The sequence below is a fragment of the Geobacillus sp. FSL W8-1251 genome (assembly GCF_038005945.1).
Classification (GTDB): Bacteria; Bacillota; Bacilli; order Bacillales; family Anoxybacillaceae; genus Geobacillus; species Geobacillus stearothermophilus.
Window position 1 is genome coordinate 885,942 of sequence record NZ_JBBOUF010000001.1, and the last position, 22,625, is coordinate 908,566.

At 52.0% G+C, this 22,625-nt stretch carries 23 protein-coding genes and 1 pseudogene; 11 read left to right on the top strand and 13 right to left on the bottom strand.

Features of this window, described 5'->3' with window-relative positions:
• Nucleotides 1-440: 440 nt before the first annotated feature.
• Nucleotides 441-1,619: an RNA-guided endonuclease InsQ/TnpB family protein gene (locus NSS88_RS04560; RefSeq protein ID WP_011231306.1), complete on the bottom strand. Its 1,179-nt coding sequence runs from the start codon at nucleotides 1,617-1,619 to the stop codon at nucleotides 441-443.
• Between the two features lie 13 nt (nucleotides 1,620-1,632).
• Here NSS88_RS04560 and NSS88_RS04565 point away from each other — a divergent pair, with 13 nt between their 5' ends.
• The 3 genes and pseudogenes from NSS88_RS04565 to NSS88_RS04575 all read left to right on the top strand — a co-directional run.
• Entirely contained in the window at nucleotides 1,633-1,896 is a 264-nt protein-coding gene (locus tag NSS88_RS04565; RefSeq protein WP_049625205.1) for a hypothetical protein, read from the top strand.
• Nucleotides 1,897-2,075: 179 nt separating this feature from the next.
• The gene (locus NSS88_RS04570; RefSeq protein WP_152908477.1) at nucleotides 2,076-2,579 is read left to right on the top strand and encodes a hypothetical protein; all 504 of its coding nucleotides are present in this window, start codon (nucleotides 2,076-2,078) and stop codon (nucleotides 2,577-2,579) included.
• Between the two features lie 74 nt (nucleotides 2,580-2,653).
• Nucleotides 2,654-3,334 (top strand): annotated as a pseudogene (locus NSS88_RS04575) (glycosyltransferase); the annotation flags it as partial.
• A gap of 203 nt (nucleotides 3,335-3,537) precedes the next feature.
• Here the strand turns inward: NSS88_RS04575 and NSS88_RS04580 are convergent.
• Nucleotides 3,538-3,948 carry a CotO family spore coat protein gene (locus tag NSS88_RS04580; protein WP_049626048.1) on the bottom strand — a complete coding sequence of 137 codons (411 nt, stop codon included), beginning with the start codon at nucleotides 3,946-3,948 and terminating at the stop codon, nucleotides 3,538-3,540.
• 119 nt (nucleotides 3,949-4,067) lie between these two features.
• Complete coding sequence (gene fabI / locus NSS88_RS04585; RefSeq protein ID WP_055358270.1) at nucleotides 4,068-4,844, bottom strand: enoyl-ACP reductase FabI; 777 nt, start codon at nucleotides 4,842-4,844, stop codon at nucleotides 4,068-4,070.
• 198 nt (nucleotides 4,845-5,042) lie between these two features.
• Here fabI and NSS88_RS04590 point away from each other — a divergent pair, with 198 nt between their 5' ends.
• On the top strand, nucleotides 5,043-6,218 hold the full coding sequence (locus tag NSS88_RS04590; protein ID WP_055358271.1) for an FtsW/RodA/SpoVE family cell cycle protein: 1,176 nt from the start codon (nucleotides 5,043-5,045) through the stop codon (nucleotides 6,216-6,218).
• Between the two features lie 146 nt (nucleotides 6,219-6,364).
• Nucleotides 6,365-7,102: a bis(5'-nucleosyl)-tetraphosphatase PrpE gene (prpE, locus tag NSS88_RS04595; RefSeq protein ID WP_341083281.1), complete on the top strand. Its 738-nt coding sequence runs from the start codon at nucleotides 6,365-6,367 to the stop codon at nucleotides 7,100-7,102.
• Between the two features lie 394 nt (nucleotides 7,103-7,496).
• On the opposite strand, the gene NSS88_RS04600 is transcribed toward prpE, so the two are convergent.
• The 4 genes from NSS88_RS04600 to NSS88_RS04615 form a co-directional block, all read right to left on the bottom strand.
• A complete protein-coding gene (locus NSS88_RS04600) occupies nucleotides 7,497-8,411 on the bottom strand; it encodes an RluA family pseudouridine synthase (protein WP_341083284.1) in 915 nt (304 codons plus the stop codon).
• Between the two features lie 156 nt (nucleotides 8,412-8,567).
• Nucleotides 8,568-9,383 carry an NAD kinase gene (locus NSS88_RS04605; protein ID WP_033015662.1) on the bottom strand — a complete coding sequence of 272 codons (816 nt, stop codon included), beginning with the start codon at nucleotides 9,381-9,383 and terminating at the stop codon, nucleotides 8,568-8,570.
• On the bottom strand, nucleotides 9,380-10,018 hold the full coding sequence (locus tag NSS88_RS04610) for a GTP pyrophosphokinase (RefSeq protein WP_033010443.1): 639 nt from the start codon (nucleotides 10,016-10,018) through the stop codon (nucleotides 9,380-9,382). The genes NSS88_RS04605 and NSS88_RS04610 overlap by 4 nt, the downstream gene beginning before the upstream one ends.
• A 144-nt stretch (nucleotides 10,019-10,162) precedes the next feature.
• Entirely contained in the window at nucleotides 10,163-10,540 is a 378-nt protein-coding gene (locus tag NSS88_RS04615; protein WP_055358026.1) for a UPF0738 family protein, read from the bottom strand.
• 135 nt (nucleotides 10,541-10,675) lie between these two features.
• On the opposite strand from NSS88_RS04615, the gene NSS88_RS04620 reads away from it, so the two are divergent.
• The 4 genes from NSS88_RS04620 to spxH all read left to right on the top strand — a co-directional run bounded on the left by NSS88_RS04620 (nucleotide 10,676) and on the right by spxH (nucleotide 13,288).
• Nucleotides 10,676-11,266 (top strand): CYTH domain-containing protein, encoded by a 591-nt coding sequence (locus NSS88_RS04620; protein WP_033010440.1) that lies wholly within the window; start codon nucleotides 10,676-10,678, stop codon nucleotides 11,264-11,266.
• Nucleotides 11,263-11,886 (top strand): lytic transglycosylase domain-containing protein, encoded by a 624-nt coding sequence (locus NSS88_RS04625; protein WP_049625211.1) that lies wholly within the window; start codon nucleotides 11,263-11,265, stop codon nucleotides 11,884-11,886. The genes NSS88_RS04620 and NSS88_RS04625 overlap by 4 nt, the downstream gene beginning before the upstream one ends.
• 102 nt (nucleotides 11,887-11,988) lie before the next feature.
• Nucleotides 11,989-12,402: a globin domain-containing protein gene (locus NSS88_RS04630; protein WP_033015658.1), complete on the top strand. Its 414-nt coding sequence runs from the start codon at nucleotides 11,989-11,991 to the stop codon at nucleotides 12,400-12,402.
• On the top strand, nucleotides 12,395-13,288 hold the full coding sequence (gene spxH, locus NSS88_RS04635) for a ClpXP adapter protein SpxH (RefSeq protein WP_033015657.1): 894 nt from the start codon (nucleotides 12,395-12,397) through the stop codon (nucleotides 13,286-13,288). The genes NSS88_RS04630 and spxH overlap by 8 nt, the downstream gene beginning before the upstream one ends.
• A 334-nt stretch (nucleotides 13,289-13,622) precedes the next feature.
• Here the strand turns inward: spxH and NSS88_RS04640 are convergent, their stop codons facing one another.
• Nucleotides 13,623-14,990 (bottom strand): ISLre2 family transposase, encoded by a 1,368-nt coding sequence (locus NSS88_RS04640; RefSeq protein ID WP_341083290.1) that lies wholly within the window; start codon nucleotides 14,988-14,990, stop codon nucleotides 13,623-13,625.
• 446 nt (nucleotides 14,991-15,436) lie between these two features.
• Between NSS88_RS04640 and NSS88_RS04645 the strand changes: the two genes are divergently transcribed.
• Nucleotides 15,437-15,634, top strand: a complete 198-nt coding sequence (locus tag NSS88_RS04645; RefSeq protein ID WP_033015654.1) for a hypothetical protein — start codon at nucleotides 15,437-15,439, stop codon at nucleotides 15,632-15,634.
• A gap of 13 nt (nucleotides 15,635-15,647) precedes the next feature.
• Here the strand turns inward: NSS88_RS04645 and pepF are convergent, their stop codons facing one another.
• From pepF to mecA, 4 genes are all read right to left on the bottom strand, one after another.
• Complete coding sequence (gene pepF, locus NSS88_RS04650; RefSeq protein ID WP_033015653.1) at nucleotides 15,648-17,471, bottom strand: oligoendopeptidase F; 1,824 nt, start codon at nucleotides 17,469-17,471, stop codon at nucleotides 15,648-15,650.
• Complete coding sequence (locus tag NSS88_RS04655; protein WP_033015650.1) at nucleotides 17,471-18,799, bottom strand: competence protein CoiA; 1,329 nt, start codon at nucleotides 18,797-18,799, stop codon at nucleotides 17,471-17,473. The genes pepF and NSS88_RS04655 overlap by 1 nt, the downstream gene beginning before the upstream one ends.
• Nucleotides 18,800-18,988: 189 nt before the next feature.
• Nucleotides 18,989-20,497: a cardiolipin synthase gene (cls, locus tag NSS88_RS04660; protein ID WP_049626046.1), complete on the bottom strand. Its 1,509-nt coding sequence runs from the start codon at nucleotides 20,495-20,497 to the stop codon at nucleotides 18,989-18,991.
• Nucleotides 20,498-20,593: 96 nt separating this feature from the next.
• Nucleotides 20,594-21,274, bottom strand: coding sequence for an adaptor protein MecA (gene mecA, locus NSS88_RS04665; protein WP_033015647.1), 681 nt, complete (start codon nucleotides 21,272-21,274; stop codon nucleotides 20,594-20,596).
• 210 nt (nucleotides 21,275-21,484) lie between these two features.
• Here mecA and NSS88_RS04670 point away from each other — a divergent pair, with 210 nt between their 5' ends.
• Nucleotides 21,485-22,144: a TerC family protein gene (locus tag NSS88_RS04670; RefSeq protein WP_049626045.1), complete on the top strand. Its 660-nt coding sequence runs from the start codon at nucleotides 21,485-21,487 to the stop codon at nucleotides 22,142-22,144.
• 50 nt (nucleotides 22,145-22,194) lie between these two features.
• On the opposite strand, the gene spxA is transcribed toward NSS88_RS04670, so the two are convergent.
• Complete coding sequence (gene spxA, locus NSS88_RS04675) at nucleotides 22,195-22,593, bottom strand: transcriptional regulator SpxA (RefSeq protein ID WP_011230318.1); 399 nt, start codon at nucleotides 22,591-22,593, stop codon at nucleotides 22,195-22,197.
• Between the last annotated feature and the right edge of the window lie 32 nt (nucleotides 22,594-22,625).

A 22,625-nucleotide genomic window follows, 5' to 3' on the forward strand; every position in this document is an offset into this window, starting at 1 on the left:
CCCGGCAGCAGGCGAACCTGCTCCGGTGCGGACGTTTACCCAAACGCTCTCCTACGCCAATCATATGATGGAGTATAGGTTTTTAACACAAGAGACAAGAAAGGAGGCGACACAATGTACCGTGTCTTTTTTGAGCGGCGGCCGACCCGCCCCCGCCTTTCCCGCGCCCTGTACGACCAGCTGACGGCGCTCCCGCCCAACACAGAAGTGAACGTGCACACGGTCAAGGAAACATACTACAATGCAGTTTTTCTCGGTTATGAACCTCCCCCACTTATCGAAGTGGGGGTTTCCTGTTTCCCCTTCGGAGGTGGATGCATGATAGGCTGGTTGGCAGCCTATCTGCAGGCAACACCTGGCACCCGTCCCGTTGGGAGCCACAGGCAACATGAGTATCCATGATACTCAAGGGCGGGAACTCGCCATCTACGACTTCATACCTAAGCAATCCGTCGATACGTAAACGGTTTGACCGTAAATTCCAATGGGCGGATTTCACCATAATATACTTTGGCAAATAAATTCATTGCCCCATGGATATCACGGTGTCGTTTGTACCCGCATTGACATGTATAATTTCTAGAAGAAGATTTATTTTTCTTCCCGCAAACAGGGCATGTTTGCGAGGTATAACTTTCATCTTTTTTCTCGATTTGAATTCCTTCGGCATTCAATTTGTATTTGAGATAATCAAATAATTTTCCAAACGACCAATTGGATAATTTCTGATTGGTCTTTTTGTTTCGTTTCTTTTTCGTATTCCGTTGGATTCCTTCGATATCTCCAATGACGACTTCTTTCACTTGGTTTTCCAAACACCAACGAACAAATTGTCTCGTGGTTTTGTGCAGTGCATCCTTTAGTTGTGCCTCTGATTTCGAAAGTACATATTGTTTCGCCCGATTGTACTTTTTCCATTGTTTGGAGCCTTTTTTGCATCTGCTCATGAGTTTTTGCAGTTCTTTTAATTTCTTGTTTCTCAACCGATGAATGCTTCTTATTTTTCTTCCCGTGATAATGAGGCTTTCCCCATTTTCACAAATGGCTGCGATGGTGTGAATTTCCCCTGGGTCAATAGCAACACGGTTTTTACATGGATTTTCTTTTGGTTTTTTCCCATCTTCATACGATAAACAAAGCCACAAACCACGGTCATAGACCAACTCGATTTCTTTGACTTTTCCGTTTGGAAGTTTCTCTTTGTCGATTTTCACCACCAAAGGAGATTGTCGTTTTCGATTCCAAATTCCTAGCGACAGTTCCAACGTTCCGTCTTCATGCAAAACAAACCCATCTTTTGCCCATTTCGTGTTGAAATGTTTTTTCTTTTTGTATGGATATTTGATTTTTTCTCCTTTTTTCCGTGCTTCTTTTGCCCCATCACGGGCAAAGATATATTTATGCACAACCGCCTGGATGCTTTGGCTGTGGATAGAAAAACGACCTTTTGTTGCTTTTTGCAGTTCCGTTTTGGTTATCCATTTTCCTGTTTCCAAATGATGTTCTTTTGCCAAACGAAGGCATTCGTTCCAAACTTCTGCGGAGATACGATTGCATTCAAATAGTTTTTGGATAACTTCTTTCTTTGCCCGAAAACGGGTTTTCAGCGTTCGATACATGGTTTCACCTCCTATGTTTATTGTATTCTATTGCCATCCAAAGAAGAAAGAGAAAAACAGAAAAACCGAACGCCATTCATCCCCCACCTGTAGAGGGGGGGACTTCTGGCTGATTTATGTTAAACCGCGAACCAACACTGTTTCGTTGCTTGTTGACCGCTTTTATGAAGAGGGAGGGCGCACACTGGCCATCAATGCGGCCGCCATCGCCTCGATCGATCTCCCCGCTTCCATGCGTTCCGATTCACAAAAACAGCTCGAGGACGAGGAAGAATAATCAAGAAAAGCCTTGCCGGCCAGCGCCAAAGAGCGCGGTCGGCCTTATTTTTTGCCGCCCCTTTTCGCCATGGCCTAGTGCACCTGTCTATACCAACTCGTTTCCCTTTACATACACTCTTATTAACCGACCATTGGCGCTAGGAGGAACTGATCGTGGCCTCAAAACGATCCCGCCTGTTGTTTGAAGTGTTGCACAGCTACGGCCTGTCGGAAACCGAGGTGGATATCGCCGGCGAGCTAAAAAAGGAAAAAGTATGGCTTCTGCAAAACAAAAAAACGGGTGAGAGGTGCGTACTAAAACGGCTGAATGAGGATAAAACACCTTTCCCGATTTTGCTTCATTCCAAACTATATGAAACTGGATTTCACGTCCCAAAAATGATCCGGACAAAAACAAAGCAACCTTACGTTCAACGAAAAAACCACTATTACTACTTGATGGAGTACGTTTCCTCAAGCGGAAGCAAGCCCTCATTCCAGCAACGGATTGAATGGTTGGCCCGTTTTCACAAACACAGCCTATTCGACGATTGGATCCCTCCCCATTCGCCGTCCTTCCCCGAACCGACCGACATACTGGATGCACACCGGGAAACAACGTGTCCAAAAGAATTCGGTCATTATTTGAAATCTATTTCTCCATTTGTCCGCTCTATGCTTCGTATCAAAGCGTCTACTTAGCCGATGCTATGTTTCCGCATATGTTTTACAGCGAAATCATCGGCCAAGGGACGCGAAAGCAGGCGACAGGCAGCCAACCGCCGTTGGCGCGCGTCCATTACGAAGCCATGGCGGCAGGCCTTCCGATCGTCACGACAGCCAGAGGCGGCAATCCAGAAGTCATTTTGGCGAATGAAAATGGCCTGATCGTGGAAAACCCAGAGAACCCAAGCGATTTCGCCGACAAGATCGCCCAAATATTATCCAATACATCTTTGATGAAAAGAATGGGCGAAAAAGGACGCGAGCTGGCTGTTTCGCTGTATCATTGGGAGCGGGTCGCTTCGGAGTTATTGGAAGTGTGGGAGCAAGCCAAAGAATTCGAATCAACAGCTGCTCTCACAACAGAACTGCAAACAGAAGAGGCATTCGGACAACCGGTGTCGCCTCAAACGGACCCAAAAGAAACGGAACGGTCGAAAAAGAATACAGCGGCGCGGACAATGCCTCCCAAAACAGAAAAAGCGAATGTGAAAAACGAAAAACGGAAGAAAAAACGTGCCGCCCCACTGGCAGACGATCAACAGAGCGCCAAACAAAAAGAGGCGAGGGCGTCACAAACCGAAAGCGCAAAAGGCGCTCCTGCCCCCCAGAACGTGCAAACCGGCCGCCATTCGAAACCTTTTACTATTGCAAGCGGCAACCGACAGATGCCAGGCTCGGCGACAAAAACGCATTTGAACCGCAAACGGGCTCAAGCAAAACATGATGGATGACAAGCCTTTTGTAATTGCAAGCCTTCCGGGCGCAAATGGACCATCGTCAGCAAGAAAAGCGGCAAGCCTCAAAAAATAAACCGCAAGCCAAATGGGAATGTCTCCTGCAACAGTGAGGGGGCGGCATGAACTATGGCCATCCCTTTCCCGACGATGCACCGCATCCGGGCAACGCTGTGCTTCGACGCGGGAAAGGGAAACCGTTATGGCACAAATCCGATCATCGTTACGGAAACAAGTGCGGCGCGGCCGATAACGGTTTCGTTCCCTCGCTCGTCGGCGATCACCAATTCATCCGCTGTGCATTGCTTCAGCACACCTTCATAGCTTTGCTCCTGCGTGACAAACTGACATTTAAGCGGCGGCAAATGGCCGGGCAGCTCCGCCAAAAAGGCCAGCCGTTCGTCGAGCGCCATCGCTTGGAATTCTTTTTTGGCAAAAAATTCAGTCGGTTCCTCCTCGCCGCCTCGTTCATCGTTGGAATTTCCTTCCTCTTCCTGTTGCGTTCGGCTAGTCCACATAAACGTTTCTTGCATATGCGCCGCCGCCCGCATCGCTTTTGGCTGCACAATGTAAAGCAATGGCTCCGTCTCCACAACGTTTTGTTTCCGCACGTCGATCCCCCTTTTCCATGCTTGCCTTACCTTATATATGTATGCCCATGATCTCAATAATTGCCCAAGTCAAGCAAAAAACAGCCGCTCCATCAACAGGAACGGCTGCTCGCACGTTTTTAATATCCTAAAATGTGGTATCCCGAGTCGACGTGAATAATTTCCCCGGTGATGCCGCGCGACAAGTCGCTGAACAAAAACAGCACCACATCGCCGACTTCTTCCTGCGTCGTCGTCCGGCGGAGCGGAGCGCGTTCTTCGATTTGCTTTAAAATCGAGTTGAAATCGCTCACCCCTTTGGCCGACAGTGTGCGAATCGGTCCAGCGGAAATGGCATTGACGCGGATGCCGTATTTGCCCAAATCGTTCGCCAAATATTTCACGCTCGCATCAAGCGACGCTTTCGCCACACCCATAATGTTGTAGTTTTGCACGACGCGCTCGCCGCCTAAGTACGTAAGGGTGACGATGCTGCCGCCTTCCGTCATCAGCTCTTTCGCTTCACGAGCCACCGCGGTGAGCGAATACGCACTGATGTTATGGGCGAGCAAAAAGCCTTCGCGGCTGACATTCATATACTCACCGCTCAAGTCTTCTTTATTGGCATAGGCGATGCAATGAGCGACGCCGTGGATGACGCCGACTTGTTCTTTGATTTGCGCGAAACATTGAACAATGTCTTCGTCTTTTGCCACATCGCACGGCAGCAGAAGGGAGCGTTCATCCCCAAGCGTATCGACCAGCACCCGCACCTCTTTTTCAAACCGCTCGCCGGCATACGTAAACACCAACCGAGCGCCGGCAGCATGAAGCGAACGAGCAATGCCCCAGGCGATGCTTCGTTTGTTCGCCACCCCCATCACGACATATGTACGTCCTTCCAATGATAAGACCATTCGTTCATCCTCCCAATTATCATTTATTCTTAGCACCAGGTGTTAATTCTATTATAGGCGATGCGGCAAACAATGTAAATGCGCGCTTTCTTTTTGCCTTTTGGCTCCTTCATGCTGCCGGCGGTTTTTCCCACTTTGCAAAACCGACTCAATTCGCTAATATGGTATATGGTACATTTGAATGGAGAGGATCGTTCCATGGATCATGACCGTTTTTCCCAATCGAAGCTTGATTATCACTTATTATTTCTTTTATTCTTAATGGCCGTGGTGAGCGCCATCGCCATTCACAGCGCGGAGCCGATGCTTCCCGAGAAGCTGCAGAACGTCAACTTCGCTTCCAAGCAGCTGCAATGGTACGCCATCGGCGCTGTCGTGATCGCCTTGACGATGATCATTGACTATGATCGGCTGTTTCAAATCGCTTGGTATTTGTATGGATTCGGGATGTTGCTGTTGCTTGGGCTGGAATTGAACGTCCCAGGATCAGTAACCATTAAGGGGGCGACGAGTTGGTATCATCTACCTGGAGGAAACTTTCAGCCATCCGAGCTGATGAAAATTTTTATGATCATCGTCCTAAGTCGCATCATCGTCAACCATCGGGAAAAATATCCCGAACCGACGATCAGCGATGATTTTAAATTGCTTGGCAAAATCGCTTTGACCGTCTTGCCGCCGCTCATTTTGCTCGCCAAGCAGCCAGACATGGGCATGTCGATGGTGTTTATGGCCATCACCGCCACCTTGGTGCTCGTTTCCGGCATCCGCTGGCGCATCATTTTCGGCATCGTCTTTTCCGGAGTGGCGGCCGTGGCATCCATTGTATTCATATACTTTTATTTTCCGGACTTTTTTCATAAATATATCATTGAAGAAGATTACCAATTAAACCGGTTTTACGGATGGCTCGCACCGTATGAATATTCGACCGACCAAGGGTTTCAGCTCATCCGTTCGTTGATGGCCATCGGCTCGGGGGAGCTGTACGGGAAGGGGCTCGGCAATTTACAAGTGTACTTGCCTGAAGCGCATACCGACTTTATTTTCGGGGTTATTGCCGAACAGTTCGGATTTGTCGGCTCAAGCATCGTCGTGTCTCTCTTTTTCCTGCTCATTTATCGCATGATCCATATTGCCTTGGAGAGCAACGATTTATACGGCAGCTATTTATGTGCCGGCGTCGCGGGCATGATTACGTTCCAAGTGTTCCAAAACATTGGCATGACGATTGGACTTTTGCCGATCACGGGGTTGCCGCTTCCGTTCATCAGCTATGGAGGAAGCTCGCTCGCCACGTACATGCTGGCGATCGGCCTTGTCTTAAATGTCCATTCGCGGACGCGGAAATTTATGTTCGCGAGCGATGAATAGCCGCTTGCCCATTACCGGCAGGCGGCTTCGTTTTTGCCGGCCGCCACCCATTTTGCGGCTGTCCCGGCGCAATCTCCTCTTTTCTTTCTATTGTCTGACGGACATACTGGTAGTATACCGACCATAGTCAGAAAGGAGAGCATCCTATGGCCATTGACATTATCGGCGATATTCATGGCTGTCGCCGAGAATTTGTTGCGTTGACAGAAAAACTAGGGTATGTATGGAACGAAGGGATTCCCGTTCATCCTGGCGGCCGAAAGCTCGGCTTCGTCGGCGATTTGACCGACCGCGGTCCTGAATCGCTGAACATGATCGAGATCGTCTCCGCCCTTGTCGAGCGAAAGCTGGCTTACTACGTGCCGGGCAACCATTGCAATAAGCTGTACCGCTTCTTTTTAGGGCGCAACGTGCAAATCGCCCATGGTCTTGAGACGACCGTCTCCGAGTACCGCACCTTGCCTCCAAGCGAACAGGAGATGATCCGCCGCAAATTTATCCGCCTGTATGAGCAGGCGCCCCTGTACGCCGTTTTGGATGAGGGGCGCCTTGTCATCGCCCACGCCGGCATTCGCCATGATTATATCGGGCGGACGGATCAAAAAGTCAAGACGTTCGTCCTATACGGAGACATCACCGGCGAAACGAACCCGGACGGGACGCCGGTGCGCCGCGACTGGGCGAAACGGTATCACGGCAGCGCATGGGTTGTGTATGGCCATACGCCTGTCAAAACTCCGCGGTTTGTCGGACGAACCGTCAACATTGACACCGGCTGTGTGTTCGGCGGTGCGCTCACTGCATTGCGCTACCCGGAAATGGAGACCGTCTCGGTTCCGTCATCGATGCCATACGTTCCGGAAAAATTCCGTTCGTTCCCGTAACCGGCGCTTCATCCTATTTCGCGCAGGAGACTCCCACTTCAACGACCAAAGGGAGTAAGTGGGAGAGGAATGCGCGTTCCCCTTTTCTTTTGTGTATGATAGAATAAAGGCGTGGAGAAAACCGTTTAATAAAGGCACTCCAATAACGGCTACTCGATGTATGGAGTTGGTTACAGGAAACGTTGTAACCGTAAAACATCGAGCGTAGATCCGTCTGTTGTGTGTGGAAGCCAAGTACTGCCAACAGACACACCGAGAGAATCGGTAACGATGCAGGCATGACCTGCGTCGTTGGGTAGTTGTCAACCTGCCCTGATGCAACCCCAAGTCAAGGAAGGAGGACGAAGTCCGCTTGTACTTCTGGGGAGTTGCAAGCCCCCACTTCAAGCGTTAGCTAAGTGGGGGTAGTTGACGAGCGCACCGTTTCAATGAGATGCGCCATGTCCCCGGGAAGCGGAGCGGCAAATGTCAACCAGCGGCGCGCAAACGGATGGAAAAACGAGAGCTGACGGCTATGGAGCGCCTGGCGGTCGATCATCTCCCGACTCCCGCCATAGAGGTCATCCCCAGCGAGCGGATGGCCAACATAAGCCAAATGGACGCGGATTTGGTGCGTACGTCCGGTTTCAAGCTGCAGCGACACGTGCGTATAGCCGCGAAGCCGCTCGAGCACCCGGAAATGAGTGACCGCCGGCTTGCCGTCCTCCCGCACTTCGCGGGCGATGATGCTGTCTCCCCGGCGGCCGATCGGCGCATCAATCGTCCCTTCGTCATCAACCATGACACCGTGGCAAATGGCCTCATATGTGCGCGCCACCTTCCCTTTTTGCTGGAGCGTGGACAACAAATGGTGAACGTGGCGGTGCTTGGCAACGAGCACAAGCCCGGACGTGTCGCGGTCCAATCTTGTCACAATATGGACGGTTGAATCGAGCCGCTGCCTTCGGTAATGGTGCAGCAGGCCGTTGGCAAGCGTTCCGCCCGGATGATGGCGCGACGGGATCGTGGCCAACCCGGCCGGTTTGTCAACGACAAGGATGTAATCATCTTCGTACACGATATGAAGCGGCATCTCTTCCGGATCCATCCAATCGCTCGTCCGCTCCGGCGGAAACACAACCGACAGCGTCTCACCGGCGCGCAGCACATGGCGGACGGTGACGGACCGACCGTCAACCAACAGCGCCCCGCCATGGAATTTAATATCGGTAAGCGCCGTCCGCGAAATGCCGTTCTCTTGCAAAAACTGGCGCAGCAGCTTTCCGTCGTGCTGTTCATCGATGGAAAAGGTCATGGTAAACGGCGGCAATGTTCGTCACCTTTCTGATCAAAAATCTCCGTCTTGCTCATCGTGTTCCATCCACTTTCCTTTGACGCCGCTAAAACGGAATCGGCATCCGCGCCAAAAGACCATCACCTCGCCGCAAACGGGAAGCGTTGCCTAACCAAGGAGGCGGGTTTTCCCTCAGTCGGCGATAAACGAGTCGCGCACCCGTCGCCAAAACGGAAACGGCCGAAAGCGGGCGAAACGCACCTTTTCATCGGCCACCCGGCATTGAATCGACTTCACTTCTTTATGCAACAGTGACAAATGGTCGATCGTAATTTGAAAATCGACGTGGTTGACCGGCTTGAGTAAACACGTATGGTGCGCCGGCAGCACGAGCGGCGAACCGATTGTCCGAAACACGCGGTTGTTGATCGACGCCATCTCGGTCACTTGAATCGCCTCAAGCGAAGGATGCAAAATCGCGCCGCCGAGCGCTTTATTGTAAGCCGTGCTGCCGGTCGGCGTCGAAATGCACAACCCGTCGCCGCGGAACCGCTCAAACAAATCACCGCGAATTTCAACATCCATGACGAGCGTCCCACTCACACATTTCACCGTGCATTCGTTGAGCGCTAAATACTTCGCCTCGCGCCCACCGTTAATGTAACGAATCGTCACCTCAAGCAGCGGGTACTCCACCACTTGATACGGTGTTTTGGCGATGGCAATCACGAGTTTTTCGATTTCTTCCGGCACCCAATCGGCATAAAAGCCGAGATGGCCGGTATGGACGCCGACAAACGCCGTCTTGTCCAACCGATGGCAATAGCGATGGAACGCGTACAACAGCGTTCCATCCCCGCCGACGGAAATGACCAAATCCGGCGCTTCCTCATCATAGCGCAAATCAAAATCAAGCAAATACGTCTTCATCTTCTGCGCGAGGGCGTTCGACACATCATCCCCTTTTGACGTAATGGCGAAGGCCAGCGGCGCATCAGTTCGTTTCATTGTCCTTCCCCTTTTGCTTCTTGTTTTCGTGAAAAGGCGGCCTGCGCTTCTTGAATTTCAACGCGGATTTTCGACATTTCCTCATCGAGGCGGTAGGCAGCCTCCGCCGCGCGCTGCAGCCGGGCTTTAATATCTTCCGGAAAGCGGCCGCTGTATTTGTAGTTCAGAGAGTGTTCGATCGTCGCCCAAAAGTTCATCGCCAGCGTGCGGATTTGAATTTCCGCCAAAATATTTTTCTCGCCGCGGATCGTCTGCACCGGATACCGAATGACGAGGTGGTATGAACGATAGCCGCTTTCTTTCTTTTGCGTGACATAGTCGCGCTCCTCGACGATTGTAAAATCGTTGCGCTGGCGCAGCAGCTCGACGACCGTTTTAATATCGTCGACAAACTGGCACATGATGCGCAGTCCTGCAATATCTTGCATCTCTTCCTCGAGGCGGTCGAGCGGGATGTTTTTCTTTTGCGCCTTGTCTAAAATGCTGGCAACCGGCTTCACGCGTCCGGTGACAAACTCAATCGGCGAGTGCGCTTCAATCATCTCAAACTGGGCGCGAATGCCTCGCAACTTTACTTTCAGCTCTTCGACTGCCTGCTTATACGGGGCTAAAAACAAATCCCAATGGTTTACCATCGTACCACCTGCCTATCTATTTTCAATTTCCTGACAGCCTGGGCCAAGAGAAAGCATCCGCACCTTCCCAGCGCCGCTTTGACGGTAAGCGGCCTTGGGCGCGCTCCGCCTCCCCTCACGCCCAAAGGCAGGCAACCGGACGGCTCATCCGGTAAAAAACATCTCTTGTACTGCTCGTTCAAGCGCCTCGCCATAGTTGGCGTTGCCGCGAATATTTTCAAGCAAATAAGACAGTTCATCGTGAAACTGTTCAAGCTCAAGCGTCCTCTCTCCACATCGAAGCCAGACCGGCTCCTTGGCGTCAAGCGCCGCCTTTAGCTCAGGCCACCACGGCTTCGGAACCATGACATATAGAAAGCGATCCTCGGTTTCCAATATATACACAAACGCCAATGCATCTGAGTCAACAAGCATATGGCGCTTCGGCATAACACCGGCGGGCAAAACAAGCGCATCATCAACCTTCAGCCAGAGCCGGCCGTCTTTTCGCTCTGCCCGCTCGACGATCCATTTTTCGTTCATGCTTTCTCTCCTTCCACACCAACCATCCGCCCTTTATTTTACCATATTCAGCCTATGCGGGCGAAATAATTGATATTCGCCGAAAAACAGCTGATAATAGAGGGAGACGATGATCTTTCCCGAGGGAGATTTACGATGCATCAAGAGGTCGAAATCGAATTGAAAAACTTGTTAACGGCAGCGGAATTTGCGGCCGTCCGCGCCGCCTTCCGGTTGGATGATGGCGCTTTCTTCCGCCAGGAAAACCATTACTTTGACACTCCGTCATTCGCCTTAAAAGAACGGGCGGCAGCGCTGCGCATCCGGGCGAAAGAAGGGCGGTTTACGCTGACGCTGAAACAAACGCGGGCGGATGGGGCGCTTCTCGAGACGCACGTGCCGCTCACCCCTTCCGAAGCGGAGGCGCTGCTCACGGGCGTGCCGCTGCACGGAACGATCGCGGCCTTGCTTGCGGAACTGGGCATTGATCCATCCAACGTGCGCCATTTCGGCTCTCTTGTCACCGAACGCGCCCAATGGCCGTACGAAGGCGGTACGCTTTTCCTTGACCGCAACTTCTACTTGCAAAGCGAAGATTACGAACTTGAGTATGAAGTGGATCACGTGGAAGCGGGTGAAAAGCGGTTTTTGCGCCTGCTTGAGGCGCTCGGCATCCCGCGCCGCCCGGCGCCAAACAAAATCGCCCGCTTTTACGCCCGCATGAAAGAAATGGAGGAAAGACGATGACCGTTTCGCCATTAAAGCTGCTCATCGAATGGCAGGCACTCAATGCGTTCTCACCCGGACGCTCCAGCCTGTTGCCATCGCCGGTGCCATCCTTGTTTTCAAGCTTGCTTGCCGAATCTCTCAGCCGCGGTGAGGAATCTTCTGCCGAGGCGCCTCAAGCTGCCCTAAGCGGTCAGCCCCCGGCGCCCGCCGGCCATCGCAGCGCCCCGCTCGAACATGAAGCGGGTGCTGCAACCAACTCATCTTCTTCCATCGATGCTTTCATCGCGGCGGCAGCGGAAAAATACGACGTTGACCCGCAGCTCATCCGCGCCGTCATTCGCCATGAGTCAAATTTCCGTCCCGATGCGAAAAGTCCGGCTGGAGCGTTTGGACTCATGCAGCTCATGCCAAGCACGGCAAAAATGCTCGGCGTCCACAACCCGCTTGATCCGGCGCAAAACATCGACGGCGGCGTAAAATATTTGCGCCAGCTCCTTGACCGGTACAACGGGAATATCACTCTCGCCTTAGCCGCCTACAACGCCGGGCCCGGGCACGTCGATCGCCATGGGGGCGTGCCGCCATTTGCCGAAACGCGGGCGTATGTCGAACGCGTGTTAAAAAGCTACCGCACATAAACGAGCGGCGCTCGAGTCACTTTGTTTGAGATCCATGCGTGCTGTTGATAAAATAGCAATCAAACGACAACGAATGATTTTCAAACAAAAGGAGCATCCGCGATGGGTGAACAATGGCAAACTCTTTATGAGGCGATCGGCGGAGAGGAGAAGGTTGCGAAACTTGTCGAAGCATTTTACCGTCGCGTGGCCGCGCATCCGGACTTGCGGCCCATTTTCCCTGACGATTTGACGGAAACCGCCCGCAAGCAAAAACAGTTTTTAACACAATATTTAGGCGGCCCCCCTCTTTACACGGCAGAGCATGGACACCCCATGATGAGGGCGCGCCATCTCCGCTTTGAAATCACGCCGAAGCGGGCGGAAGCATGGCTTGCCTGCATGCGGGCAGCCATGGACGAAATCGGCTTGTCCGGGCCGGCGCGCGAACAGTTTTATCACCGGCTCGTACTCACCGCCCATCATATGGTCAATACCCCAGATCATCTGGACAGAAAGGAGCATACCCTTGAGTGAGAAGTTTGCTGGGAAGACGACATCAACTTGCTACCCTTCCCAGCCGCTAGGCAACACGAACAAACCGCTCGAGCTGTATTTGTTTATCGATCCTTTATGCCCGGAATGCTGGGGGCTTGAACCAGTCATCAAAAAACTGACGATCGAATACGGCCGTTTTTTTACCTTAAGGCACATATTGAGCGGAACATGGGCGACATGGGGCGCGCACAAAGGAACAAAGCCGGAGGCAATGGCCAAAGCATGGGAATGGGCGGCTTGCCGCACCGGCATGTCATGCGACGGCAGCGTTTGGCTCGAAAATCGGATTTCAAGCCCGTTCGCCCCATCGCTCGCCATTAAAGCGGCGGAAATGCAAGGAAAGCGGGCCGGCCTCCGCTTTTTACGCAAGCTGCAAGAACAGCTCTTTCTCGAAAAACAAAATGTCTCTGATTTGTCGGTGCTCGCCGAATGCGCCGCCGAAGCTGGTCTTGACGTCGATGAATTTCTGCGCGACATGCACTCTCCGGGAGCGGTAAAAGCGTTCCAATGTGATTTGAAAATCACGTCGGAAATGGATGTCGACGAAATACCGACGCTTGTCTTATTTAATGAAAACATTGAAGATGAAGGCATTAAAATTTCCGGATGCTATCCGTATGACATTTACGTCGAACTGATCGCCGAAATGCTTGGCTTCCATCCCAAGCCGTCTCCTCCCCCTCCACTGGAATCATTTTTAAGCCATTTTAAGTCCGTCGCCACGAAAGAAGTTGCCGTTGTGTACAATTGGACCATCCAAGAAGCGGAAACGGAAATGAAAAAGCTGCAGCTGAAACAAAAGGTCGAGCGGGTGCCTGTCAAGCATGGAACGTTTTGGCGCTATATCGAAAAAGCCCGCCTGTAGCGTGCGACCGACAAGAAAAGGCCCGGCCGAAGCCGGGCTTTTTCTTGTTGCCAAGACAACAAAGGGGATGGGAGAAATTGTTCACGGTCAAACAAAGGGGTATCAGGTTTAGGTTTTGTCTTCCGTTCATATCTATATCTTAACAAACGGCCGATCAAATTGTCAACCCATTTGCTCGTTTGTGAGTCAGTCAAGACTTTGTGGAGAACATTTTTTCGGTTCACTACGGGCGTTGTCAATCACTAGTTAGCGAACCATTTTCAGGAATTCATATCGTAAGCGCTTTCGGACTCTCATCCCTCATCTTGAGGCGATGATACGATATTCCATTTTTTTACACCCAACCACCATCCCGGAGCGCCGACAACGCTTGATGGATCGGCGTCCCGGATGACTGTTGCAGACACGGTAGATTCTGACGCACCACATCTGCCCATAACCGTCCGGCCTTCCGTTTGGCCTGTTCGATCCGCTTGGACTTTGTTGAGGCCGAGGCCGCCGTTCGGGTCTCTTCTTCCTCCACCAACTGCCCATTTCTCCGCCAAATCCCGTCGATTCGGGCTGCCATCGCCCTCAGAAACGCCCGAAGCCCTTGGTCTTTCCAGCTGCGGCGGGATTTCACCCGATGCGCAAACCGGCTCATCACGCTCTCGGCGTGGCCCATCGGACGCATGCCGGTCGTCTCCACCCCTTGCTCCGACAGCCACTCCCGATAGTCCCGGATGCATCCCGGCATCGACTCGATCCGGCGGATCATGGCAGCCATCTGCTTCTCTTTCGCTTCGTCCTCCAACGTGCCGACCGCGCTGTTCAGCTCCACGAGAAGCCCCTCTTCGTCTTGTTTCGCCAGCTTCTTCCGCACCTCCCGCCAACGCGGATGGCCGGACAGACACTGACGCAGCTCCCGCGCCACATGAAATCGATCCAGCTGAAAGCACGCCCGCTTCCCAAAATACTCCCGGCAGGCCGTGATCCACGACGCCGCGTCGCCGTTGATGACCAACAGGTCTTGGCACGGATCATAGGCATATTCCTTCATCAGCCACTCCTCAAACTGTTCCCACACGTCCCCCGTCCCTTCATGGAGGTAGTGGCGCCGGTTCACCAGCTCAAGCTGCGACCCGTTTCGTCTCCATCCCTCGTGAACCGCCAGGATTTTCTCTTCTTTCGCCCGTTTCCCTTTCCCCTGGCGGGAAATAAACAGTCCATCGGCCTCCACAAACAGCACCCGGCCGTGCCGTTTGGAAACAGGGTGATGCAGCGAGACAGGGGCCTCCAGCACCAGTTGGCGAATCGCCTCGTGGCTGAGGACCGCATACCCCACGATCGACTCCAGCGTGCGAGCCGCTTTGCGGTAGGAAGAGCACTCGACGGCCAACTCGACCGCCGTTTCCTCGAGGCAAGGGCTGATCGACTGCGCTCCATCAAAGCCCAGTTCGGCATCCAGCAAGAACGTATACGCCCCCGTTTGTCGATCATAGTAGTAGTTCCATCGGAACGTCACTTCCCCAAACAGCGTTTGGATCGTAGTCGGCCGTTTGTCTTTCAGCTGATACCGGCGCTTGTCCCGCGCTTCCGCCAGTTGTTGATCAATCTCCTCCAAAAGGGCCGCCAACAAGACAGCGAACACCTTTTGAAGAGTTCTGACTAATTGTTCCTCCAGCTCTTTTAATAAAGGCCATTCTGTGGTAAGATGTTTCATGGACTCTCTCCCTCCTGTTTTCGGTTGATGTTGACAATCACCATCATAGCAGGGAGAGAGTCCTTTTTGCATGACATTTGCTTTTTTCTACCGCGCTTCGCTTGGTGGCCCCGACGAGCGTCGCGAACAAAAGTTCGCAACCCTCGTCGGGGATCATTTCGGAATGTCACCCACAAATATTTTACTCACACCTCGTTTGTTCACATTATTGTCATAATTCTCCTACGTCATGATCAGGCAGACAAACAGCATATAATCAACTAGGCTCTTCCCCAAAAGTTGTACTTGTTTTTTTTCTGAACATACCCTATTTACGCTTGTGAGGGAAAATCAACAAATCAGTGATTTTTGCACATCTTTGTGCAGGAAACCGTATTGCTTGTCAAGTACATGTTGTGGTGAAGAGCCATCAACTAAAGCAAATGGGAAGAGGGGGGGCCATCGCCATGAAGCAGCGCATCGTCTTATCCCTTTGGGCGGCGGCATCCACTGCCGCCTTTATTCTGAACTTGTTGGGCCTCATGCAGCTCCTTCCGCTTTGGGCGACCATGCCGCTTTTGTTTCTCTCCTTGCTTGGATTGGCGACAACATGGAACCGCCGCCATCAGTTTCGTGGATTTCCATCCAAACGAATGCGGCTGTAGCGCCGCATTCGTTTCATTTCTCAAGCAGCTGCTCCATCTCATCAAGCTTCTCCGCAAACACTTGGCACGCTTGGCGGATCGGCTCGGCGCTCGTCATATCAACGCCGGCTTTTTTCAGCACTTCGATTGGGTAGTCCGAGCTGCCGGCTTTTAAAAAGTCAATGTACCGTTTCACCGCCGGTTCGCCTTCCTCTAAGATTTGTTTGCTGAGCGCTGTTGCCGCGCTGAAGCCGGTCGCATATTGGTACACATAATAGTTGTAATAAAAATGCGGAATGCGCGACCATTCCAAGCCGATTTCTTGGTCGACCACAATCTCATCGCCAAAATACTTTTTGTTTAAATCATAATAAAGCGAGGTGAGCGTCTCAGCCGTTAACGCTTCGCCCTGTTGCGCCTTCAGGTGGATCAGATGCTCGAATTCCGCAAACATCGTCTGCCGAAAGACAGTGCCGCGGAATCCCTCAAGATAATGGTTCAACAAGTACAACCGTTTCTTCTCATCATCAATCGTTTTCAGCAAGTGATCGTTCAAGAGCGCTTCATTGCACGTTGACGCCACTTCAGCGACGAAAATCGAATAATGGGCGTACGGATACGGCTGCGTTTTGCGCGTATAGTAGCTATGGACCGAGTGGCCAAACTCATGGACGAGCGTAAACAAGTTGTGAACGTTGTCCTGCCAATTGAGCAAAATGTACGGATGGGTGCCATACGCTCCCGACGAATACGCACCGCTCCGCTTCCCTTTGTTCTCGCGCACATCGACCCAACGGTTGTCAAGCCCTTCTTTGACGATCGCTACATACTCCTCGCCGAGCGGCGCCAGCCCGTCAAGCATATATTGCTTCGCTTCCTCGTACGTCACGTCCATTTTCACATCTTGCACAAGCGGCGTGTACAAGTCATACATATGGAGCTCGTCAAGCCCCAACACTTGTTTGCGCAGCCGCACATAGCGATGCAAAAGCGGCAAATGTTCATGAACCGTGGCAATCAAGTTGTCGTACACGCTCTCCGGGATGTTGTTGGCATCGAGCGCCGCTTGGCGCGCCGATTCATAACGGCGGACGCGGGCAAAAAAGTTATGTTTTTTCACCGTTCCGGCAAGCGTGCTGGCAAACGTGTTTTGAAACTTTTCGTACGTATGGTACACCGCATGGAACGCATCGCGGCGGACACGGCGGTCCGTGCTTTCTAAAAAGCGAATGAACCGGCCGTGCGTGACTTCGACTTCCTCACCGTTTTCATCGATGATCGTCGGAAACGTCAAATCAGCGTTGTTCAACGCGCTGAACGTGTCGGATGTCGCCTGCATCACCTCGGCCGCCTGCGCCAAGATCGCCTCCTCTTCCGCCGACAGCACGTGCGGGCGCTGGCGCGTAATTTCGTCTAACGCGTGCGCATACAAGCGAAGCGGCTCGTATTGTTCCAAAAACGAGCGCAGCACCGCTTCATCGATCGCCAAAATTTCCGGCACGATAAACGCCATCGCGCTCGATGCTTCGCTGTACAAGCTTTTCGCCCGGGCGTCGAGCCCTTGGTAAAACGAGTTAGTCGTATCTTGATCATAGCGCATATGGGCGTATGTATACAGCTTGCCGAGGCGCATCGATACGTCATCTTGGTATTGCAATGCTTCATACAGCACTTCCGGCGATTCGCCAAGCCGCCCTTTGTATTCGCCAAGCTTTGGAATCAGTGCCTTCACTTGTTTGAATTCTTCTTCCCAGGCGTCATCGGTAGGAAAAATGTCCTCAAGCCGCCACGTTTCTTCCACGGGAATCTCGCTTCGCAGCGGCAGCGACTTTTTCGCTTTCTTTTCCTCCACCGTCATCATTCCTCCTTATCCAAATAATCGATACACGAATTATTATTCACCATTCCGTTCATCTTTTCCTGTTTTCTGCTCATTTTTTCCACTCTCCCGAACTCAAGTGTTGACCAATAGCAGCTAAGCGCCGACGTTTGGTGAATTTGCTCAAGAAGCGCAGCATCTTGATGAATCATCTGATCGACGGTCGACGGAAACGACAGCGGCTTCACCAAATGAAGCTGGTCGCCCTCTTCGCGGCGGAGATAGCCGAGCAGGCTCAACCAATGCAAATACTCGCCGACGGCCTCACGATACGTATCCCGGCCGACAAGCGGCAGCCGGCGCGGAACAAGGCGGCCGGTGCGGATTTTGTCATCGAGCCACTGAAATAAAGATACTGCCGTTGCCGGCCGTCCGGTCTTTCCAAGAAGAAACAAAAGGACATACGTTTGCCAAATGAACGGCGCCGTCTCCCATAAATACCCCCGCGGCACTGGCCAGCCTGCTTCGGTCGGAAACAGTGACGGAACGATGCCCGCCTGGTAAAAATCAGCACAAATGCGGCGCACGGTTTGGTTCGGATAAAGCGGAAACGTCCGCCGCCATTGTTTTTTTCGTTCGAGCCATCGCTCCCAAAACTCGGATGGAAGCGGCAGCGGGCAGGGGGCCATCCAATCGGGGAACGAAAACGACGAAAGCGGAATTGAATCGACCACGGCCAATGTTCGCTGCACCGATAGCGGCAACGGGCGAAAAAGACGGATGAAGCGTTTCGTCTCTGGACTGTAGTACCATATATGTGGAACGACTGAATGTGGAGCGCGATGGGCAAACAACCATTGAAACCGGGAGAGTTGCACTTCCCCCGAATATTTTGGCGAACGCCGCAAATGATGGGCTCCTAACACCCACAACGGGCGGATGCCAAGGAGACGGTAGCCGTCATTGCGTTCGCGAAACAGCGATTCATCGATCGTGGAACATTGGTATTCGAGGGCATAAAGGTGTGGGCCATGGCGGAACAATACGTCAGGACGCTGCTTGATGGCGGGCAAATACGGCTCGAGCTTCGCCTCCATGCCTTGGCGAATGAGCCACGCGAATAAGTCTCGCTTCCCAGTTAAGTGACGCTCCGACTCCGGTTCGTGCTCGACCGGGCAGGCCGCCCCTTTTCGATGGGCGAAATGCGGCAAACGGTAGCGGCCCGACCGGAGCACCACTTCTTGACGGCACGCGGGACAAAAAAACGGTTCCTGTCGTTTCAGGCGCATCAGCCCCTCTCGTTCCCATCTTTCCGCCCCGGCAAGCGAAACCGTCCTGCCATCAGCGGCGAGAGCGACAAACAACATGATCACTTCCTTTCCAGTAAAAAATAGTTGTCCGTGAGCGGGAACAGCTGGAATTGTTCTCTGCTGCCCCCCCTTCACCGTTCGGTTCTTCCCTTTTATTCGTTGACCATCGCCGGTTTTCCTGCCCAAAGCCAAACTGCGTCGAAAAAAGTCCGCCGATTCGGCGGACTGGCGTTTACAAGCGGTTGGTTACAACAGAGGCGACAACAGCCGGGAGACCGATTCAGCGATACGCACCCGGAACGGGCGCTGTTGAAACTGTTCGTAGTCGATCATGGAAGCGTGGCGAAAATCTTCCAAAAAGTCGCGGACGAGTTTATGAATGCTGTCGGTATAATACAAAAAGGCGTTCACTTCAAAGTTTAAATGGAAACTGCGCATATCCATGTTCGCCGTGCCGATCGAGGCGAGCTCGCCATCGACGACGATGACTTTGCTGTGCAAAAACCCGCGTTCATACTCATAAATTTTTACCCCTGCCTCGAGCAGCTCGGGAAAATACGAGCGCGAAGCGTAAAAAACGATTTTTTTGTCCGGCCGCTTCGGCGCAAGCAACCGCACATCAATGCCGCTTAGCGCTGCCACTTTCAGCGCCGTCAAAATGTCTTCATCCGGCACAAAATACGGCGAAGCCACCCAAATCGACCGTTTCGCTGCTGTGATCATAGCAAAATACAGCTGCTTAATGACCTCCCACTTTTGATCCGGACCGCCGGCGATGAGCTGGACGCCGCCTTGCCCTTCTTCTACAATGCGAGGCGGCGACAAGTAGTCCGGCGTCAGCAGCCGCTCTCCCGTCATATAATACCAATCTTGCAAAAAAATAAGCTGCAACGTCCGGACTGCTTCGCCCCGGATCAACAAATGCGTGTCGCGCCAAAATCCGAAATACTCGTTTTTTCCTAAATACTCGTCGCCAATATTCAGCCCGCCGACAAAGCCAACACTCCCGTCAATGACGATGATTTTCCGGTGGTTGCGGAAGTTGATTTGGTTGCTTAAAAACGGCAGGCGCACCGGCGAAAACGGGATCATCTCAACCCCGGCAGCGCGCAGCTCTTCGATATAATCGTTCGACAGCTTCCAGCTGCCGACAGCATCATACAAAAAACGGACGCGCACACCTTGACGCGCTTTTTCCATCAAGACGCGCTTCAACTGTTGGCCGATTTCATCATGACGGACAATATAATATTCTAAATGAATATGGTGTTCCGCTTTTTCCAGTTCAGCAAAAATAGAAGAAAATGTCTCCTCTCCGTTCGTCAACACCGCCGTCTGCGAAGCAAGCGAAACCGGATGCTGGCCGATGCGATAAGCAAGGCGCAAAAGCGGACGCTGATGGGGCGCCATCGGCAGCCGTTCGACGGCAATCGGCGACGGCTCTTGAAACTTGAGCAGCACCGCCTCATCAAAATCGGCTTTCTTTTTATAGCGCCGTTGTTGCCAATAGTTGCGTCCGAACAATAAATAAAACAAAAAGCCGACAATCGGAAAGCTCCCCAGCACCGCCAGCCAAGCGATCGTGTGCGCCGGCTTTCGATTCTCAAGAGAAATGACCAGCGCAATAAAGATGACGGAACAAGACATCAATACGCTGAAAAGACCAAGCAGCTTCCCTTCCCAAAACCCGTTCGTCAATGCCAGCAACGCGCCGACAATGACGACGAGAATCGCCACTCTCGATGTGTTTCGCAACAAAACCCCTCCACCCGGCTCTTCATGATGGCCGTTTTTCTTCCGCTAACGTAGAAAACGCCGATTTCTGGCGGCGAAATCGGCGGAATGGAAACATTATAAGGCTGGAAAATACGTTTTGATCGTTTCAAGTGCATTGTCGCCCATAATTTCAGTCCCGTATTCTTCAAGTCGATAAATCGTCAGCTGGGAATCTCTTCCGTATTCCAACAGAAGGCTGAGCATATTGTCCACTTCCTGCTCGGTGTAGCGCTCGTCAAACTCCACGAACAAGTAATAGCGGCCTTCAAATTGGAACAGGCGATTCGACAACCGAGAGAAGTCAGCGCGATGGGCCAAGGAAATGACATCCTCGATATCCTTGAACGAAAGGATGAATTGAAGGACATCTTGCTCTTCTCTCTCCTCGGCGTCCCCGTTTTGACCAAAGTGGAAATGGTGGCCGAACAGCGATTCCACCTTTTCACCAGCTGACAACGAAAACTCGCGCCATTTCTCTTCTGGAAGCGGCAGCTCGAGCTTGCTTCCGTCTTTGGACAACTGCGCTTTCGTCACGACGACTTCAAGACCTTTTTCGAGCGCCTGCACTTGGATCCAAAGCGGGCCATCGAGCGAAAAATCGCTTTCCCCATGAACTTCATCCATCATTTCCCAAAATAATTCTTCGCTTCGTTCCCGATTGTACCAAATTTCCTCGCGGTCAAAGCCGCGCTCCTCTATATCAACATAGGAAATGTAGAACTTCACCGTATGTTCATTGATGCGTTCGATTTCCATTTCTCAACTCTCCCTTCTAAAACAGAGAAGTAAAAAAGGAAGGGATTGTGCCCCTGAAACTATTTAAATCAAAACTTATGATCTTGTACTTTTATTTTATGATAAAAAGCGAAAGAAGGAAAATAAAAAAACGCATTTTAAAAAATTGGTTATGAAACCGGCCATGCCCTACTATAATGATGATGAACACGAACGGAATGAGGGACGCCTATGGTGGATGAATACATCGTTTCTATCTTGCTGATTATCGGCATTGATGTCATTCTTGGCGGGGACAATGCGGTTGTCATTGCGTTAGCGAGCCGCAACTTGCCGGAACAAAAGCGGAACATCGCCATTGTCCTCGGCACGGCGCTGGCGATCGCCGTCCGCATTTTGCTGACCGCAGCGGTCGTATGGCTGTTGACCATCCCGTTTCTGCAGCTAGCTGGCGGCCTCCTCCTGTTTTGGATCGCCTTGAAGCTCATGGGGAAAAAAGACGAAAAACATGCCGCCATTAAAGCCGAACCGTCGCTTTGGAAAGCCGTCCAGACGATCGTCGCCGCCGATGTCGTTATGGGCATGGACAACGTCATCGCCATCGCCGGAGCATCCCAAGGCCATATGGGGCTTGTCATCTTTGGCTTTCTTTTTTCTGTTCCTATCATCATTTTAGGCAGCAAAATCATCCTTTATGCCATGGAACGGTTTTCGTTTCTGATTTATGCCGGCGGCGCCCTTTTGGCATACACAGCCGGAAACATGATCACTGCCGAAGAGCGGCTGCGTCCGTTTTACGACCCGCGCTGGGAGGCGTTGTTTCCGGTCTTAACGGCCATTCTTGCCGTTTTGCTCGGCTTGGCGGCCCACCGCCGGTCGCGCGCCACATAAAGCAAATGATAAAAAACTTCTACATGGCAGACCATGTAGAAGTTTTTTTATTACCCGTTCACCAGCCGCTGCGCTTCACGAAGCTGATACGCCCGCACTTTGCGCGGCAGAAAGCGGCGGATTTCATCTTCGTTATAACCGACTTGCAGCCGCTTTTCATCAATGATGATCGGCCGGCGCAAAATTCCTGGGTTTTTCTGAATCAGCTCGTACAAATCTTGCAGCGGCAAAGCTTCCAAGTTAATGTTCAGCTTCTGGAATACTTTCGAACGGGTCGAAATGATTTCGTCCGTTCCCGTTTCCGTCATCCGCAAAATTTCTTTAATCTCTTCAACCGTGAGCGGTTCAGAGAAAATATTGCGTTCTACATAAGGAATATTGTGCTTCTCGAGCCACGCCTTCGCCTTCCGGCATGACGTGCAGCTCGGTGATGTGTATAGCTTGACCACTTCGATCACTCCTTTTGACAAGGAATCCCTTG